The sequence below is a fragment of the Weizmannia sp. FSL W8-0676 genome, assembly GCF_038593015.1.
GTDB lineage: Bacteria > Bacillota > Bacilli > Bacillales > Bacillaceae_C > Weizmannia > Weizmannia coagulans.
The window spans coordinates 147,046-162,367 of the sequence record NZ_CP151954.1; the positions used below are offsets into that span (position 1 = coordinate 147,046).

Annotated in this window: 17 protein-coding genes; 15 read left to right on the top strand and 2 right to left on the bottom strand. The window is 48.6% G+C overall.

Annotated features, from left to right (window positions below):
• Positions 1–30 precede the first annotated feature (30 nt).
• The 14 genes from rplQ to NST20_RS00855 all read left to right on the top strand — a co-directional run bounded on the left by rplQ (position 31) and on the right by NST20_RS00855 (position 11,694).
• Positions 31–441, top strand: a complete 411-nt coding sequence (rplQ, locus tag NST20_RS00790; protein WP_029141994.1) for a 50S ribosomal protein L17 — start codon at positions 31–33, stop codon at positions 439–441.
• A 526-nt stretch (positions 442–967) separates the two neighbouring features.
• Positions 968–1,816, top strand: a complete 849-nt coding sequence (locus NST20_RS00795) for an energy-coupling factor ABC transporter ATP-binding protein (RefSeq protein ID WP_013858106.1) — start codon at positions 968–970, stop codon at positions 1,814–1,816.
• The gene (locus NST20_RS00800) at positions 1,792–2,661 is read left to right on the top strand and encodes an energy-coupling factor ABC transporter ATP-binding protein (RefSeq protein WP_342399846.1); all 870 of its coding nucleotides are present in this window, start codon (positions 1,792–1,794) and stop codon (positions 2,659–2,661) included. Before NST20_RS00795 ends, NST20_RS00800 begins: the two co-directional genes overlap by 25 nt.
• Positions 2,658–3,467, top strand: coding sequence for an energy-coupling factor transporter transmembrane protein EcfT (locus tag NST20_RS00805; RefSeq protein WP_342399847.1), 810 nt, complete (start codon positions 2,658–2,660; stop codon positions 3,465–3,467). The genes NST20_RS00800 and NST20_RS00805 overlap by 4 nt, the downstream gene beginning before the upstream one ends.
• A complete protein-coding gene (truA, locus tag NST20_RS00810) occupies positions 3,464–4,201 on the top strand; it encodes a tRNA pseudouridine(38-40) synthase TruA (protein WP_013858109.1) in 738 nt (245 codons plus the stop codon). Before NST20_RS00805 ends, truA begins: the two co-directional genes overlap by 4 nt.
• A 200-nt stretch (positions 4,202–4,401) precedes the next feature.
• Positions 4,402–4,839, top strand: a complete 438-nt coding sequence (gene rplM, locus NST20_RS00815) for a 50S ribosomal protein L13 (protein ID WP_118498358.1) — start codon at positions 4,402–4,404, stop codon at positions 4,837–4,839.
• Positions 4,840–4,860: 21 nt separating this feature from the next.
• A complete protein-coding gene (gene rpsI / locus NST20_RS00820) occupies positions 4,861–5,253 on the top strand; it encodes a 30S ribosomal protein S9 (protein WP_013858111.1) in 393 nt (130 codons plus the stop codon).
• Between the two features lie 82 nt (positions 5,254–5,335).
• Complete coding sequence (locus NST20_RS00825) at positions 5,336–5,584, top strand: hypothetical protein (protein ID WP_342399848.1); 249 nt, start codon at positions 5,336–5,338, stop codon at positions 5,582–5,584.
• Between the two features lie 120 nt (positions 5,585–5,704).
• Entirely contained in the window at positions 5,705–6,859 is a 1,155-nt protein-coding gene (sat, locus tag NST20_RS00830) for a sulfate adenylyltransferase (RefSeq protein WP_342399849.1), read from the top strand.
• A 33-nt stretch (positions 6,860–6,892) separates the two neighbouring features.
• A complete protein-coding gene (cysC, locus tag NST20_RS00835) occupies positions 6,893–7,510 on the top strand; it encodes an adenylyl-sulfate kinase (protein ID WP_342399850.1) in 618 nt (205 codons plus the stop codon).
• 187 nt (positions 7,511–7,697) lie between these two features.
• On the top strand, positions 7,698–9,179 hold the full coding sequence (locus NST20_RS00840; RefSeq protein WP_342399851.1) for an amino acid permease: 1,482 nt from the start codon (positions 7,698–7,700) through the stop codon (positions 9,177–9,179).
• 118 nt (positions 9,180–9,297) lie between these two features.
• A complete protein-coding gene (locus NST20_RS00845) occupies positions 9,298–9,741 on the top strand; it encodes a YbaK family protein (protein WP_014096473.1) in 444 nt (147 codons plus the stop codon).
• A 91-nt stretch (positions 9,742–9,832) separates the two neighbouring features.
• A complete protein-coding gene (cwlD, locus tag NST20_RS00850) occupies positions 9,833–10,546 on the top strand; it encodes an N-acetylmuramoyl-L-alanine amidase CwlD (RefSeq protein ID WP_017554024.1) in 714 nt (237 codons plus the stop codon).
• A 95-nt stretch (positions 10,547–10,641) separates the two neighbouring features.
• The gene (locus tag NST20_RS00855) at positions 10,642–11,694 is read left to right on the top strand and encodes an Mrp/NBP35 family ATP-binding protein (RefSeq protein WP_013858116.1); all 1,053 of its coding nucleotides are present in this window, start codon (positions 10,642–10,644) and stop codon (positions 11,692–11,694) included.
• Positions 11,695–12,364: 670 nt separating this feature from the next.
• On the opposite strand, the gene gerD is transcribed toward NST20_RS00855, so the two are convergent.
• A complete protein-coding gene (gerD, locus tag NST20_RS00860) occupies positions 12,365–12,919 on the bottom strand; it encodes a spore germination lipoprotein GerD (RefSeq protein WP_061566922.1) in 555 nt (184 codons plus the stop codon).
• 247 nt (positions 12,920–13,166) lie between these two features.
• On the opposite strand from gerD, the gene NST20_RS00865 reads away from it, so the two are divergent.
• Positions 13,167–13,805, top strand: coding sequence for a KinB-signaling pathway activation protein (locus NST20_RS00865; RefSeq protein WP_342399852.1), 639 nt, complete (start codon positions 13,167–13,169; stop codon positions 13,803–13,805).
• Positions 13,806–13,926: 121 nt separating this feature from the next.
• Here NST20_RS00865 and NST20_RS00870 read toward each other — a convergent pair whose 3' ends face one another.
• Positions 13,927–15,315, bottom strand: a complete 1,389-nt coding sequence (locus NST20_RS00870; protein ID WP_342399853.1) for an RNA-guided endonuclease TnpB family protein — start codon at positions 15,313–15,315, stop codon at positions 13,927–13,929.
• Positions 15,316–15,322: the final 7 nt, after the last annotated feature.

Below are 15,322 nucleotides of genomic sequence, written 5' to 3' on the forward strand. Positions count from 1 at the left end.
CGATTAATCCAACATAAGGGAGGGAACTTCATGCCTTACAGAAAGTTAGGACGCACAAGCGCCCAACGTAAAGCATTACTGCGCGATTTGGCAACAGACCTTATCATTAATGAACGCATCGAAACAACTGAAGCACGCGCAAAAGAATTACGCTCGGTTGTTGAAAAATTAGTTACGCTTGGAAAACGCGGTGATCTTCATGCCCGCCGCCAGGCTGCTGCATATGTACGCCATGAAACAGCTGACGCAGAAACAAAACAGGATGCTGTTCAAAAATTATTCTCGGTCATTGCAGAACGTTACGCGGATCGCCAGGGCGGTTACACCCGCATCTTGAAAGTAGGCCCGCGCCGCGGGGATGGTGCGCCGGTTGCGATTATTGAATTCGTTGAAAAGAAAGAGCAAGAGCAAGAGCAAGACCAAGAGCAAGTAAACGAATGATTTTCTCAAGGGCTGGACAGTTGAAAGAATCTTAACTGCCTCTTTGCCCTTTTTCTATCTTTTTTCGGTTCGTCATCGCAGGCTTGCAGCTAGAGGGCAGCCTGTGTTTATGAAACCTTTTCTTTTATGCGTGATGCAACAAACTGTGAGTGTTACGATGGGCGCATTTTGTGGCCCGTCTAGCTCTTGCACCCCTTTTTATTTCTGTGCGCCGGATTGTTAACGTCTACACTGAAGAGGGGTGCAGGCTTTTTTATTATGGGGATATTTTACCCGCCAAACTGCACGACAATACGGTAGAATATAAATACAAGCAAACAGGCGAAACATTGGCATCGTCGTTCGTGAGATAAACCGTTTTTAAACGGGCTGTTGCCGGCGCAGGGGCAGGCGCATGAAGGCTGCCCCTGCTGCAACTTTAAGGCGCCGCCATCAGGATGAAAATGATGCTGAAGAGGATGAAGAAGGATTGCTTGGCATGTTTGAACCGTGCAAAGAAAGCAGGTTACAGAGGAGGAATCCGGCATTGGCAGACAGCGCGAACGTGATCATTGACATCGACCAGGTTTCCTTCCGTTACCCGGAACAGGAAACATATGCACTAACAAATATTTCTTTTCAAGTTTATAAAGGCGAGTGGCTGGCCATTGTCGGGCATAACGGATCTGGAAAGTCTACGCTGGCGAGGCTCCTGAACGGCTTGCAGTTTCCCGGAAAAGGCGCGATAACGGTTTCCGGCCTCAAGTTGTCGGATGAAAATGTCTGGGAGATTAGAAGGCGCGTCGGCATGGTGTTTCAAAATCCCGATAACCAGTTTGTCGGCACAACCGTTCAGGATGATGTCGCATTTGGGCTGGAAAACCACGGTGTGCCGCGTGAGGAAATGGTGAAACGCGTTCATGATGCTTTAAAGCGGGTTCGGATGTCGGACTTTCTGGACCGCGAACCGCACCATCTATCAGGCGGGCAAAAACAACGGGTGGCGATTGCCGGGATCATCGCGCTTAAGCCGGAAGTGATCATTTTGGATGAAGCTACATCCATGCTCGATCCGGTCGGCCGCAAAGAAGTGCTGGAGACGATCCGCCAGTTGAAACAAGAAGCGGGGCTGACCGTCATCTCGATTACCCATGATCTTGAAGAAGCTGCCCAGGCGGAACGGATGATCGTGATGAACCGCGGGGAGGTCTACCGGGAAGGCACACCGCGTGACATTTTTCAAATGGATGAGACATTGACCGCGCTTGGCCTCGATATTCCGTTCCCGGTCAAAATGGCAAAAGCGCTTAAAGCAAGGGGCCTGGACTTACCGGAAATTTATTTAACAGATGAAGAATTGGTGGATGCACTATGGACATTGCATTTGAACAAGTAGAATACCGGTATCAGCCGAATACGCCGTTTGAAAGGATTGCGCTCTATGACATTTCCCTCGCCATCCCGTCCGGCCGCTATATCGCCGTGATCGGGCATACCGGTTCAGGCAAATCGACGCTGCTGCAGCATTTGAATGCCCTGCTCCAGCCGACAAAAGGAAAAGTAACGATCGGCGGCCGGGTGATTGAAGGCGGAAAAAAGGAAAAAAACTTGAAGGCGATCCGGCAAAAAGTCGGGATTGTGTTCCAGTTTCCTGAACACCAGCTGTTTGAAGAAACGGTGGAAAAAGACATCTGTTTCGGCCCGAAAAATTTCGGCGTTCCGGATGAAGAAGCGAAACAGCGGGCAAGGGAACTCATCCGGCTTGTCGGGCTTTCAGAAGAGATTCTTGCAAAATCGCCGTTTGACCTGTCAGGCGGGCAAATGCGGCGGGTTGCCATCGCCGGTGTGCTTGCGATGGAACCGGATGTGCTTGTGCTGGACGAGCCGACTGCCGGCCTTGATCCGCGCGGGCGCCACGAGATGATGGGCATGTTTTACGAATTGCACCGGAAGAAGCATTTAACGACTGTGCTTGTTACCCACAGCATGGAAGATGCCGCCCTGTATGCCGATGAACTCGTCATTTTGCACCAGGGGAAATTGATGAAAAAAGGTGCACCCCGTGACATCTTTTCCGATCCCGGGTTGCTTGAAAAATGGGGATTAAGCGTGCCGGAGATTGTCCGCTTCCAGACCATGCTCGAAAAAAAAACCGGTATGAAGTTCAAAAAGACATGCCTGACAGTAGAAGAACTTGCGGAAGCATTGCAATCGGTTTTGAAACGGGGTGGGCGCGCATGATGGAAAAAATGATTTTCGGGCGTTATATTCCGGGCGATTCCGTCATTCACCGGATGGATCCGCGTTCGAAATTGATTTTTGTATTCGTCTTTATTTGTATTGTATTTTTGGCCAATAATGCGGCCACCTACGGGATTCTCGTAATCTTTACCTTGCTTGTTATGCTGGTTTCAAAAGTCCCTGTCCGTTTTTTTATTAAAGGGTTAATGCCGATTTTATGGCTGGTCATTTTTACCTTTTTTCTGCAGCTGTTTTTCAATCGTGAGGGCAGCCTTGTTTTCCGTTATGCATTTATTCATATTTATAGTGAAGGGATCCGGCAGGGCGTGTTTATTTCGCTCAGGTTTATGCTGTTGATCTTTTTAACATCGCTTTTGACGCTGACGACAACGCCAATCTCGCTGACAGACGGGATTGAAATGCTACTTGCGCCGCTCCGGAAAGTAAAATTTCCGGTCCATGAACTGGCGTTAATGATGTCCATTTCACTGCGGTTCATTCCGGCATTAATGGACGAAACGGAAAAAATCATGAAGGCGCAGATGGCCCGGGGTGTCGATTTTTCCGGCGGAAGTATAAAAGACCGGGTGAAAGCCATTATTCCTTTATTAATTCCGCTGTTTGTCAGTTCGTTCAAACGTGCGGAAGAGCTGGCAACGGCAATGGAAGCCCGCGGCTACCAGGGCGGGGAGGGGCGGACAAAATACCGCTTGCTCATCTGGCGCACGGCTGATACGCTGTCCATTTGCGCCCTGGCCGCCGTTATCATCCTGCTCGTGCTGTTCCGTGACGGGGGGATTTTATGAAGCGCGTAAAATGTACGGTCAGTTACGACGGTTCCCGGTTCGCGGGGTACCAGGTCCAGCCGGGGCAGCGGACGGTCCAGCAGGAAATCGAAAAGGCGCTGGCCGCTCTTCATAAAGGCCGCCCCGTGAAAACGGCGGCTTCCGGAAGGACGGATGCCGGCGTGCACGCGATGGGGCAGGTGGTCCATTTCGATACGGATCTTTCTATTCCGGAAACAAGCTGGCCGGCCGCTTTAAACAGCCTGCTTCCCGGCGATATTTCAGTTTCGGCAGCGGCGTATGCGGGCCCCGGTTTTCACGCGCGCTACTCGGTAAAAGAGAAGGAATACCGCTACCGGATCTATTTTTCCCATGTCCGCAGCCCATTTAAGCACCGTTACGCGTTAAGGGTCTGGTTTCCGCTTGATACCGGGGCAATGGAAGCGGCGGCAAACGCCGTGCTTGGCACCCATGATTTTACGAGTTTTTGCTCGGCAAAAACGGAGGCGGAAGACAGGGTCCGCACGTTGAAAGAGATCCGGTTTTTGCGGCAGGACGATGAATTGGTGATCTGTTTTAAAGGAAACGGCTTTTTATACAATATGGTGCGGATCTTAACCGGCACTTTGCTTGAAATCGGCAGCGGCAAGCGCGAGCCCGGTGAAATGCGCGAAATCCTTGAAAAACGCAACCGGATCTATGCGGGCAAAACCGCGCCGCCGGAAGGATTGTATTTATGGAAAGTAACTTATTGACGGGGCATGGATCCGCATGATAAAAAGAAGATAAAAACAACCGGACCAGGCGTAACATTTGCTTGACATTCTTGCCCCAAAACGATATTATAACCTATGGTATTGTTTTTTTAACTCCACGATAAGCCCCGGAAACTTATTGTGATAATGACAATAGATCATGACTGTGTTTTTGTGAATATTTTTTAGGAGGGTAACTCATGCGTACGACTTATATGGCAAAAGCAAACGACGTTGAACGTAAATGGTACGTAGTGGATGCTGAAGGCAAGACCCTTGGGCGCCTCGCTTCTGAAGTGGCATCCATTTTACGCGGCAAACATAAACCGGTTTTCACACCGCACGTGGATACGGGCGACCATGTGATCATCCTGAATGCTTCTAAAGTAGAATTGACAGGCAAAAAACTGGAAGACAAAATTTACTACCGCCACAGCCAGTTTGCAGGCGGTTTGAAACAGCGCACAGCAGGCGAAATGCGTGCGAACTATCCGGAAAAAATGCTGGAACTTGCTATTAAAGGCATGCTTCCGAAAGGTTCCCTTGGACGCCAGATGTTTAAAAAGTTGCATGTGTATGCTGGCGCAGAGCATCCGCATGAAGCACAAAAACCGGAAGTTTACGAACTTCGCGGATAATTTTAAAAGGAGGGCATTATTTTGGCACAAGTACAATACGCCGGGACCGGACGCCGCAAAAGTTCTGTTGCACGTGTCCGCTTAGTTCCTGGAAACGGCAATATTACGGTTAACGGGCGCGATGTAAAAGATTACATTCCGTTCGAAGCTTTAGTTGAAGTGATTAAACAACCATTGAATATAACAGAAACAAACGGCAGCTACGATGTTCTCGTAAACGTAAGAGGCGGCGGTTTCACAGGCCAAGCTGGCGCAATCCGCCACGGTATTGCCCGCGCATTGCTGCAGGCTGATCCTGAATATCGTGCAGTGTTAAAACGCGCAGGCCTTCTGACACGTGACGCCCGTATGAAAGAACGGAAGAAATACGGTCTCAAAGGCGCTCGTCGTGCACCTCAGTTCTCGAAACGTTAAATTATTGGCATTTCAAAGGCTCTCTTCACTTATGTGGGGAGGGTCTTTTTTATGTCCAAAAAAAACCGCTAGCACCCTTCATTTGCTGTTGCAGGAAGACGAAACGGAGCTGAGGCAGAAAATCGAATCGTTTATTGCCCCGGCACTGCAAACGAGCCACAACCATACAAGCCTTGATGATTTTATGCAGTGTGAAGACATCGCTGAGGATGTAAAGGCATTATACTTGCTTGCCCTTGAAGGAACAACATCGCAGGAAGTCTTTCAGTCCGGAGCCTATCATGAGCGTGTCGAGAAGCGATTTGAAAGAGGACAGCGCGCTCACCCGTGATCCGTCAAAATTTGCAAAAAATAAATGCAAAAATAATCTGTTTAATGCTAAAATAAATATTACGGAAGTATTCCAATTGTTTTTATAGGAAAAATGTAAACGAGTGGAGGAAATTGGAACATGGCTTTTTCAACGAGCATCCCGCACGGCGGTATATTGGTAAACCGGGAAAACCACAGTGCGGAAGCTTTAAAACAGGCAGAACAATTACCGGCATTAACCGTTTCCGACTGGAGCATCTCCGACTTGGAGCTGATCGGCATCGGCGGATTCAGCCCGCTGACCGGGTTTATGGGGAAGCAGGATTATGAAACGGTTGTGGAAAATATGCGGCTTTCAAACGGCCTTATCTGGAGTATTCCGATCACGCTTCCCGTAACAGAAGAGGAAGCGGGAAGGTTTGAAACCGGAGAAACGCTCGCATTAAAAGGCGCAGACGGCGTGATCTACGGCACGCTCACACTGGAAGAAAAGTATACAGTGGACAAGGAACGGGAAGCAAGGCTCGTGTACGGGACAACCGACCCGGCGCACCCCGGCGTTAAACGCCTGTATGAAAACGGGGATGTGTATCTTGCAGGGCCGGTTACGCTTTTAAACCGCCCGAACCATGACGAGTTTGCCGCTTATTATAAAGATCCGAAAGAAACAAGGGCATTGTTCGCATCCCTCGGCTGGAAAACGATTGTCGGCTTCCAGACGCGCAACCCGGTGCACCGTGCCCATGAATACATTCAAAAAAGCGCGCTTGAAATCGTTGACGGGCTGCTTTTAAACCCGCTTGTCGGCGAGACAAAAAGCGATGATATTCCGGCGGATATCCGGATGGAAAGTTACGAAGTGATTTTGAAACATTATTATCCAAAAGACCGTGTGCGCCTTGTCATTTACCCTGCCGCCATGCGCTATGCAGGCCCGCGGGAAGCGATTCTGCATGCACTCGTCCGCAAAAATTACGGCTGCACCCATTTCATTGTCGGCCGTGACCATGCCGGTGTCGGCGATTATTATGGGACGTATGAAGCGCAGGAACTGATCAGCACTGTGGAGCAGGAACTGGGCATTACCATTTTAAAATTTGAGCATGCGTTTTACTGCGCGAAATGCGGCAATATGGCCACAACGAAAACTTGCCCGCACGGAAAAGAAGACCATATTCATTTGAGCGGGACAAAAGTGCGCGAAATGCTGCGCGCCGGCCAAAAACCGCCGAAAGAATTTTCCCGGCCGGAAGTGGCAGAAGTGCTGATCAAAGGGATGAAAGTGCACAATTAAACGTCCGCAAATCATAAGGAGGGAACCGGCCGCATGGCAAAAGCAACCAATATCACATGGCATGAAGCCCAAATTAAAAAAGAAGACCGCCGGAGGTTAAACGGGCACTCCAGCGCAGTCCTCTGGTTTACCGGGTTATCCGGTGCGGGGAAATCAACGCTGTCCGTCGCCGTTGAACAGGAACTCCACAGGCGGGGGATCCGCACGTATATCCTCGATGGCGATAATATCCGCCACGGGTTGAATAAAAATCTCGGGTTTTCCCCGGAAGACCGGAAAGAAAATATCCGCCGCATCGGAGAGGTGTCAAAACTGTTCGTGGATGCCGGCGTAATGGTGCTGACGGCATTCATTTCACCGTACCGTGCTGACAGGGACATGGTGCGCGAACTGGTTGAAGACAATGAATTCGTAGAGATTTACGTGAATTGCCCGCTGGAAGCATGTGAACAGCGGGACCCGAAAGGCTTATACAAAAAAGCCCGCAATGGGGAAATACAAAATTTTACCGGCATAGATGCCCCTTATGAAGCCCCGGAACATCCGGAACTTGTCGTGGAAACCCATAAACAGCCGCTGGAACAGGCTGTCGGGCAGGTAATCCGCTTTTTGGAAGAAAAAGGGTACATCGAAAAGCAGCCGGTTTTATAAACGGCAAACGTGCAGCAGGTGCAAAACCTTGCTGCACGTTTTTCTACATAGGTATGTAAGATTATGCAACAAAATGCTGGAAATATGCAAAATCCTGTTTTCATCCGGAATTTTTTGTGCTATGGTATGGACGTTGTGATTTATTTTAACCAGATGCGTATGATAGATAAATGGAGATGAACATACGATGGCAACACAAAAATCCGGCCTGAAACGGCGTTTAAAGGCACGGCATCTGACCATGATATCACTCGGCGGCTCGATCGGGACCGGGCTTTTTCTCGGAAGCGGCGCCGCAATTTACCAGGCTGGCCCGGGGGGAGCACTGCTTGCCTATTTGGTTATCGGTGTGATGGTCTATTTTATTATGACAAGCCTCGGGGAACTGGCTTCATTTATGCCGACAAGCGGGGCATTCAGTACGTATGCAACCCGCTTTATTGATCCGGCGCTCGGTTTTGCGCTCGGCTGGAATTATTGGTACAGCTGGGCCATTTGTCTTGCAGCGGAACTGTCGGCATCGACGCTGGTCATGAAATTTTGGTTTCCGCACAGCCCCAGCTGGTTGTGGAGCGGCCTGTTTTTGCTCGTGATTTTTCTTTTGAACATTTTGTCCGTGAGAGGCTATGGCGAAGGAGAGTACTGGTTTTCCTTTGTCAAAGTGGCGACCATTATCCTTTTTATTGTTACCGGCTTTTTGATGATATTTGGCATATTGGGTGGGGCACCGGCCGGCTTTAAAAACTTTACAATCGGGGATGCGCCTTTCCACGGCGGTGCGCTTGCCGTGCTTGGCGTGTTCATTACCGCCGGATTTTCATTCCAGGGGACGGAAATTGTCGGCGTTGCAGCTGGGGAAAGCGAGAATCCGCGCAAAAACGTCCCGAAAGCAATCAAAAGCATTTTCTGGCGCATTTTGTTGTTTTATGTCCTTGCAATTCTTGTCATCGGGCTGATTATCCCTTATACGACAAAAAGTTTGCAAAGTACGGATGTAATGGTGAGCCCGTTTACACTTGTCTTTAAAAAAGCGGGGCTTGCGTTTGCTGCATCCCTGATGAATGCGGTCATTTTAACGGCTGTGCTGTCGGCGGGAAACTCGAGCCTGTATGCTTCAACAAGGATTTTGTATGCAATGGCCCATGAAGGCCAGGCGCCGAAGTTTTTCGGCAAACTGAACAAACGCGGCGTGCCGGTCGCAGCCCTTGTTGCCACGACCATTGTCGGCGCGCTTGCATTTCTCGCATCCGCATTCGGGGACGGCGCCATTTATATCTGGCTGTTGAATGCAGCGGGCGTCACGGGCTTTATTTTCTGGCTCGGGATTGCCGCCAGCCATTACCGTTTCCGGAAAGCGTATCTCGCCCAGGGACGTTCACTTGACGACCTCCCTTACCATGCGAAATGGTACCCGTTCGGCCCGATTTTTGCGCTGATTGTCGGCGTGATCGTCATTCTTGCGCAGGATTATCAGGCATTCCTCGGCGGTCGTATCGACTGGATGAGCGCCATTGCCGCGTATCTCGGCATCCCGCTTTTTGCCATCATGTGGCTCGGCTACAAGCTCGTAAAGCGGACAAAAGTCATCCCGCTTGAGGCATGCCGGATTGATGACCGGGGATTTGACCAGGAGCCGGAGCATACTGAAAAAAAGGATGCGCGCTCCTGAGCGGTGTGTTGGCTTAAAGCGCGCGCCCATGTTGCGATATCGATTCCTTGTTTGGAAATCATTATAAAGTATCGACGCCTCTACACCCGCGTACAATACCGGTAAGGAGTGGGTAGAGATGAATGAAGTCATTACCACCCTGTCTGCGAAAAGACGGGAGAGGCAAATGAAAGCGGAACGCAATTTGCTCCGCGAACTGCCGGTTGAAGTGCTGAAGAAAAGCTTCCAGTCCCATTTCGGTTCGTTCCGGATCAACGGGGGAGCGTGGATGGAGCAGGGGATCGAAGAAGGGTGTTACGATGTCGCCATTGAAGCCTATTTATTGGGCGGCCATTACAGCCGGTTCGGGTATTACGGAGAGCCAGCCGAGCAGGCAAAGAAACGGTGCGAAACCGAATTAAAGCATATTACAGATACGCTGTACAATTTTTGGCTTTATTGGACATTCGGCAATGATACGATGCAGGAGTCCATTTACTATACATGCGAGCAGTTTGCCGACTACTTTTGGTCTTACGGCTTTAAAAAAGGCGAACAAAGGCGGAAACTGCGGCTTCATTAGGGGATGCCCGTTTGCGGCTCCCTTTTTTCCAGTTCTATTTTCCTCCCTTGTCCCATAACTTTTCAGTAAGGACAGGGAGAGGGAGATTGTGATGAAACGGAAAATCAAAATTGCGGGGTTTCTGCTTGGTGTCACCCTTTTATTTTTACTTGTGCAGTTTGAGTTTTTCCAAAAAGATACGTGGCGCCCGTGGAATCTGCCGCTTTCCGGGAAAATCATCTATTTGGATCCGGGGCACGGGGGGCCGGATGGCGGGGCAACGGGAGATGAAGTGCTGGAAAAAGATGTTGCCTTGAGTGTGGCGAGCAAAATCAAAGACTATCTTCAGCAGCAGGGGGCGCTTGTTATTATGACGCGCGAAACGGACACAGACCTTGCTGATAACGAGACAAAGGGCTACAGCCGCCGCAAAGTGGAGGATTTAAGAAAAAGGCTTTCCCTGATCAACGCGTCGGAAGCGGACCTTTTTATCAGCATCCATCTGAACGCTATTCCGCAATCGCAGTGGCACGGCGCCCAGACTTTTTACGCCCCGACCATGATTGAAAATAAAAGGATCGCCACGTTTATCCAGGCGGAGCTGGTCCGGAATCTTGAAAATACAAACCGGGCTTCCAAAACATTATCCAATGTGTATTTGCTGAAGCATGCGAAAAAACCGGGCTGCCTTGTGGAAATCGGGTTTTTGTCCAATCCCGGGGAGCGGGAGCAATTAAAATCCGATGCGTACCAGACAAAGGTGGCGGCTTCTATTTATGAAGGGATTATGCGCTACTTTACAAAAGAAAAGGACTTAAAGAACTGACAAGCATCCGGAGCCGTTCCAGCGCAAAACACTGCCATTGTATGGTATACTGGAATCAAGCTGGAAACGACTTCATTTTAAGGATGGTGTAGAAAATGTTGACGGAACAACAGGTTTACGACGTGTTAAAAGGGTTTGAAGATCCTTTTTTACATAAAACGCTGGAAGAAACAAAAGGGATCCTCGAAATCAAAATCAAAGAAGAGATCCAGCATGTCAGTGTCAAAGTGGCGATTGCCAAAACCGGCACAAGCGAACAGCTGCAGCTGCAGATGGCCATTGTGAAAGCATTGAAGGGGATCGGCGCGAACACAGTCGGCATCCGCTTCGGCGAACTGCCGAAAGAGACGCTCGGCCGGTTCCGCGATTTGTTGCAGGAAGACAACAAAAATCCGCTCGGCTCCGCCAAAACGGAATTCATCGCCATTGCAAGCGGCAAGGGCGGCGTTGGGAAATCGACCGTTTCCGTCAATTTGGCGGTTGCACTCGCCCGCCTCGGGAAAAAGGTCGGCCTGATTGATGCCGATATTTACGGGTTCAGCGTGCCGGACATGATGGGCATTATGCAGCGTCCAGTTGTCCGCGGCGAAAGAATTATCCCGGTGGAACGGTTCGGGGTCAAGGTCATTTCGATGGGCTTTTTTGTAGAAGACAATGCGCCGGTTATCTGGCGCGGGCCGATGCTTGGCAAAATGCTGAACAATTTCTTCCATGAAGTGGAATGGGGCGACCTCGATTATTTGCTGCTGGACTTGCCGCCGGGCACCGGGGATGTGGCGCTCGATATCCATTCGATGCTGCCGCGCTGCAATGAGATTATCGTGACGACCCCGCATCCGACTGCGGCTTTTGTTGCGGCAAGGGCCGGCGCGATGGCACTCCGGACGGAACACAATTTGCTCGGTGTCATTGAAAATATGGCTTATTTTGAAAGCAAGGTGACCGGCGAACGCGAGTATGTATTTGGCCGCGGCGGCGGGGAAAAACTTGCCGAAGAATTGCGGACCGAAGTGCTCGGCCAGCTCCCGCTCCAGCAGCCGGACTGGAATGAACATGATTTCGCGCCGTCCATTTATGCTGAAGACCACCGGCTCGGGCAGATTTACAGGGAGATTGCCCAAAAGATTGTGGACAAATTGAAAAAGTGAAGCTTTCCTTTCGCGAAAAACCCGCAGTTTTGAAGCAGCCGGAAACAGAGGAGGAATTTTCGGCGGAGCATCCACTTCGTGAAAAGCCCGCCCCTCCGCAAGGCTGCCGAAAAAAGACGGCAAGACACTTCTCTTGTGAGTGCCTTGCCGTCTTTTTCATAATGAAAGGAAAACAGGCGGCCTCTGTCCCCATAGGAATGGAAGCGGCATTTGGAAAGGTGTGTCCAATTGGGCTGGCCGTGTGTTTTGTCTCAATAGGGATCCAATGAACGCCCATGCCGCAGAACAGCGGCACCAGCAGAAGAATGAAAACCAGCCGGCGTATATTTTCAGGATAGACAAAAGATCGGTGTCGGCGGTGTGTTTTGTCCCGATAGGATGGCTAATTGGACAAAAGAGCAGGCGGGGCAGGTTGAGATGTCCGTCATAACCGGGATGAAGGACAAAAGGCAGCGAGCTGCAGGTTGAAATGTCCTTCATAAGCGGGATGAAGGACAAAAGGTTGCGAGTTGCAGGTTGAAATGTCCTTCATAAGCGGGATGAAGGACAAAAAAGCAGGCAGGGCGGGTTGAGATGTCCAATTAGGCCCTGCTAAATGGACAAACGGCCGCCACTGGTTCCAACTTTATTTTTTCCATGATAAGAAAATGCGGCGGAACCCGCCCCGCCGCTACTTTTTCTCATTCATTGCTTTGGCTGCCTTCAGTAAACTGTCTTCCATTTTCGCTTTAAAAGCCGGGTCATTAAACGTATCAATGACAACACCCTGCATGGTTTTCCGCATTTCTTTGCTTTTTAGCATCGTTTGTACTTCTTTTTCGTAAGCCGGGTCTTTTAAAATATCGATCATCATCGCCTGGTAATCCGGATCCTTCATCAAACTTTTCAACAGCGCTTTGTTTTCGGTTTTCATGCTGTCTGCAACCGCGGCGGCAAATTTCGGATCCTGCATGGCCTCTCTCCAAAAAGTCTTGCCTTTATCGGAAGTTAATGTTTGTTCGATCGCTTCTTTCATGTACGCCTTGTCAATGACCAAATTCTTTTTCATTCCATCGCTTGTGATCACGTCCTGCAGCGCTTTTTTTCCTTCATCGGTTTTCAATATGTCAATGACCATTTTTTTCGTCTGGTTATAATCCGCTTGCCCGCCTGTTGAAGCCTCGCCCGAGCAGGCTGTAAGGGCAGCGCAAAGGCTGATCAGGAGCAAAACGGTTCTTGGTTTCATGCTTTTGGCTCCCTTCTTCATTCTATCTTTAATATGTGAAGTTCTTTTCGGATTATGCGCCCGGCGGGGAGGCTTAAAAGCAGTGGAAGTTTTTCCCGCTAAGGCCGGCGTGCAGGTCTGCAAAAACCGGCTTCATCGTGCGTATTGGTAAAACGGTACATTTGGGAAAAGCCGGCGTGATGTGCTGGATTTTTCTAATTATTCTCTGTTACAATAGAGGTACTTTAATGGCAAAGGGGGATGGGGATTGACAAGCCGGAACTGGGTTCGTTTCTTTTTTGCCGCTCTTGCAATCGGAGGGGTGTCAGCCGGGATTCTCGGGTTTTTCGTACGCTGGCCGGAAATGGCACCTTATTTTGCGCGGGCGGATCTTTTATCCATCGCCGGCGCGTTTTTCTGGTTTACGGGGTTGGGCTTGATTTTCAGTCTTGTCAGCCAGGTCGGTTTCTTCGCCTGGTTAACCGTGCACCAGCTCGGGCTTGATATTTTCCGTTCGCGGCTTGTTTGGCAGGCCGTTCAGCTCGTAGCAGCCTGTTATGTACTGTTCGATTTTGTGTACTTCCGCGCGGATACCCGCCAGTCCTTGCTGTTTGCGGCACTGATCCTTGTGTCCGCGCTCGCGGCGGCAGCTGCTAAGACAAAGCAGGCGAAAAGTGCAAGGACTTTTATTCCTGCCTTCTTTTTCATGGTGGCAGTGACCATTCTCGAATGGGTGCCGGCTTTGCGTGCCAATAGCATAACCTCGCTTTATCTTATGCTTTTCCCGCTTCTCATCTGCAATGCTTATCAGCTGCTTGCGCTTCCGTATTTTTTAAAGCGCTCCCAAAGGGAAAAGGAGGAAAAGGCAGCATTGCGCAAGATCGCAGAAGAAAAGACGGCAAAGTGAACTACCCACCACTTATTGACCTTGCGGTCTAATTGAAGTGGGGGCTTCTCGACTTATCGTTGCTTTTACTAGCCAACGAAAACTGACCGAGCTAACCCTCTTGTTCCAAGAGTTTTGTTACTTATGATAACGCTAATAAGCGTATACCTTCATTTTTGATATTGATTGCTGAATTATAGTCGCGATCTGCCACATAACCGCACGAACAACGGTAGGTGCGTTCAGATAGTTTCACAGGTTTTTCTGCACCACAACAAGAACACTTCTTAGTGGAGGGAAACCACTTATCAATTTTCACAAGTTGTTTCCCTTGTTCTTTTAGCTTATACGCTAAGAAAGTAGTGAACATCCCCCAACCGTTGTCGTGAACGCTTTTCCCAAAGTGAAGGGCTTGAGACATCCCTTTCATGTTCAAGTCCTCAATCACGACAGCATCAAAGTTAGAAGCTAATTCTTTTGACTTATGATGAAGAAAATTCATGCGTTGGTTCGCCACTTTCTCATGTAACTTAGCCACTACTAGTCGTTGCTTGTTCCAACGTGCAGAACCTTTCTTTCTTCGAGAAAGAATTCGTTGTGCTTTTGCTAATTTATCTAAGGCTTGCCGATAGTAACGTGGGTAATTGGCTTTCTTACCCTGTTCACTCTCGACATATAGACCATCCATAGCAAAATCCAAACCAACAACTTTCTGTATTTTAACTGGACGAATATCTTTCTCATAATTCTCATATTCTGTCAAAATTGAAATGTAGTACTTGCCTGTCTTTGTTTTAGAAATAGTGCAAGATTTGATTTTATAATCAGCAGGTATCTCTCTATGCTGTTTCATTTTTATTGGCTTTTTGATTTTTGGCAGTTTGATATGACCATTTTCTAGCTTAATATTTCCGTTGACCATATTAGTTGTATAGGATTGTTTTGCTTTACGATTTTTGAACTTTGGAAAATCCGCATTTTTAACTGGACGAATATCTTTCTCATAATTCTCATATTCTGTCAAAATTGAAATGTAGTACTTGCCTGTCTTTGTTTTAGAAATAGTGCAAGATTTGATTTTATAATCAGCAGGTATCTCTCTATGCTGTTTCATTTTTATTGGCTTTTTGATTTTTGGCAGTTTGATATGACCATTTTCTAGCTTAATATTTCCGTTGACCATATTAGTTGTATAGGATTGTTTTGCTTTACGATTTTTGAACTTTGGAAAATCCGCATTTCCTTCAAAGAAATTCTTATAAGCAGTCTGTAAGTTCATTTGTGCATTTGCCAAAGCTAAAGAATCCACTTCTTTTAGGAATGGAAATTCACTTTTATATTTTGCAGGGGTCGGAAACTTTTGCTTTTTAAGCAATTCTTTATCATCCTTGAACTTTTCATACGTTTCTTTGCGTTCAGCTAACATCTTATTGTAGACAAAGCGAACACAACCAAATGTCTTAGCTAATAATGCGGATTGTTCTTTGTTTGGTAACAAACGAAACTTGAAAGCTTTGTTTTGCTTGGCCATATCAATT

What these genes read in the sequence shown, in the direction of transcription:
- NST20_RS00855 (WP_013858116.1), top strand. Translation starts at nt 10,642, where the DNA reads ATGTTGACGGAACAACAGGTTTACGACGTGTTAAAAGGGTTTGAAGAT.
- rplQ (WP_029141994.1), top strand. Translation starts at nt 31, where the DNA reads ATGCCTTACAGAAAGTTAGGACGCACAAGCGCCCAACGTAAAGCATTA.
- rplM (WP_118498358.1), top strand. Translation starts at nt 4,402, where the DNA reads ATGCGTACGACTTATATGGCAAAAGCAAACGACGTTGAACGTAAATGG.
- NST20_RS00870 (WP_342399853.1), bottom strand. Translation starts at nt 15,315, where the DNA reads ATGGCCAAGCAAAACAAAGCTTTCAAGTTTCGTTTGTTACCAAACAAA.
- NST20_RS00845 (WP_014096473.1), top strand. Translation starts at nt 9,298, where the DNA reads ATGAATGAAGTCATTACCACCCTGTCTGCGAAAAGACGGGAGAGGCAA.
- NST20_RS00840 (WP_342399851.1), top strand. Translation starts at nt 7,698, where the DNA reads ATGGCAACACAAAAATCCGGCCTGAAACGGCGTTTAAAGGCACGGCAT.
- gerD (WP_061566922.1), bottom strand. Translation starts at nt 12,919, where the DNA reads ATGAAACCAAGAACCGTTTTGCTCCTGATCAGCCTTTGCGCTGCCCTT.
- cwlD (WP_017554024.1), top strand. Translation starts at nt 9,833, where the DNA reads ATGAAACGGAAAATCAAAATTGCGGGGTTTCTGCTTGGTGTCACCCTT.
- sat (WP_342399849.1), top strand. Translation starts at nt 5,705, where the DNA reads ATGGCTTTTTCAACGAGCATCCCGCACGGCGGTATATTGGTAAACCGG.
- NST20_RS00800 (WP_342399846.1), top strand. Translation starts at nt 1,792, where the DNA reads ATGGACATTGCATTTGAACAAGTAGAATACCGGTATCAGCCGAATACG.
- cysC (WP_342399850.1), top strand. Translation starts at nt 6,893, where the DNA reads ATGGCAAAAGCAACCAATATCACATGGCATGAAGCCCAAATTAAAAAA.
- NST20_RS00805 (WP_342399847.1), top strand. Translation starts at nt 2,658, where the DNA reads ATGATGGAAAAAATGATTTTCGGGCGTTATATTCCGGGCGATTCCGTC.
- truA (WP_013858109.1), top strand. Translation starts at nt 3,464, where the DNA reads ATGAAGCGCGTAAAATGTACGGTCAGTTACGACGGTTCCCGGTTCGCG.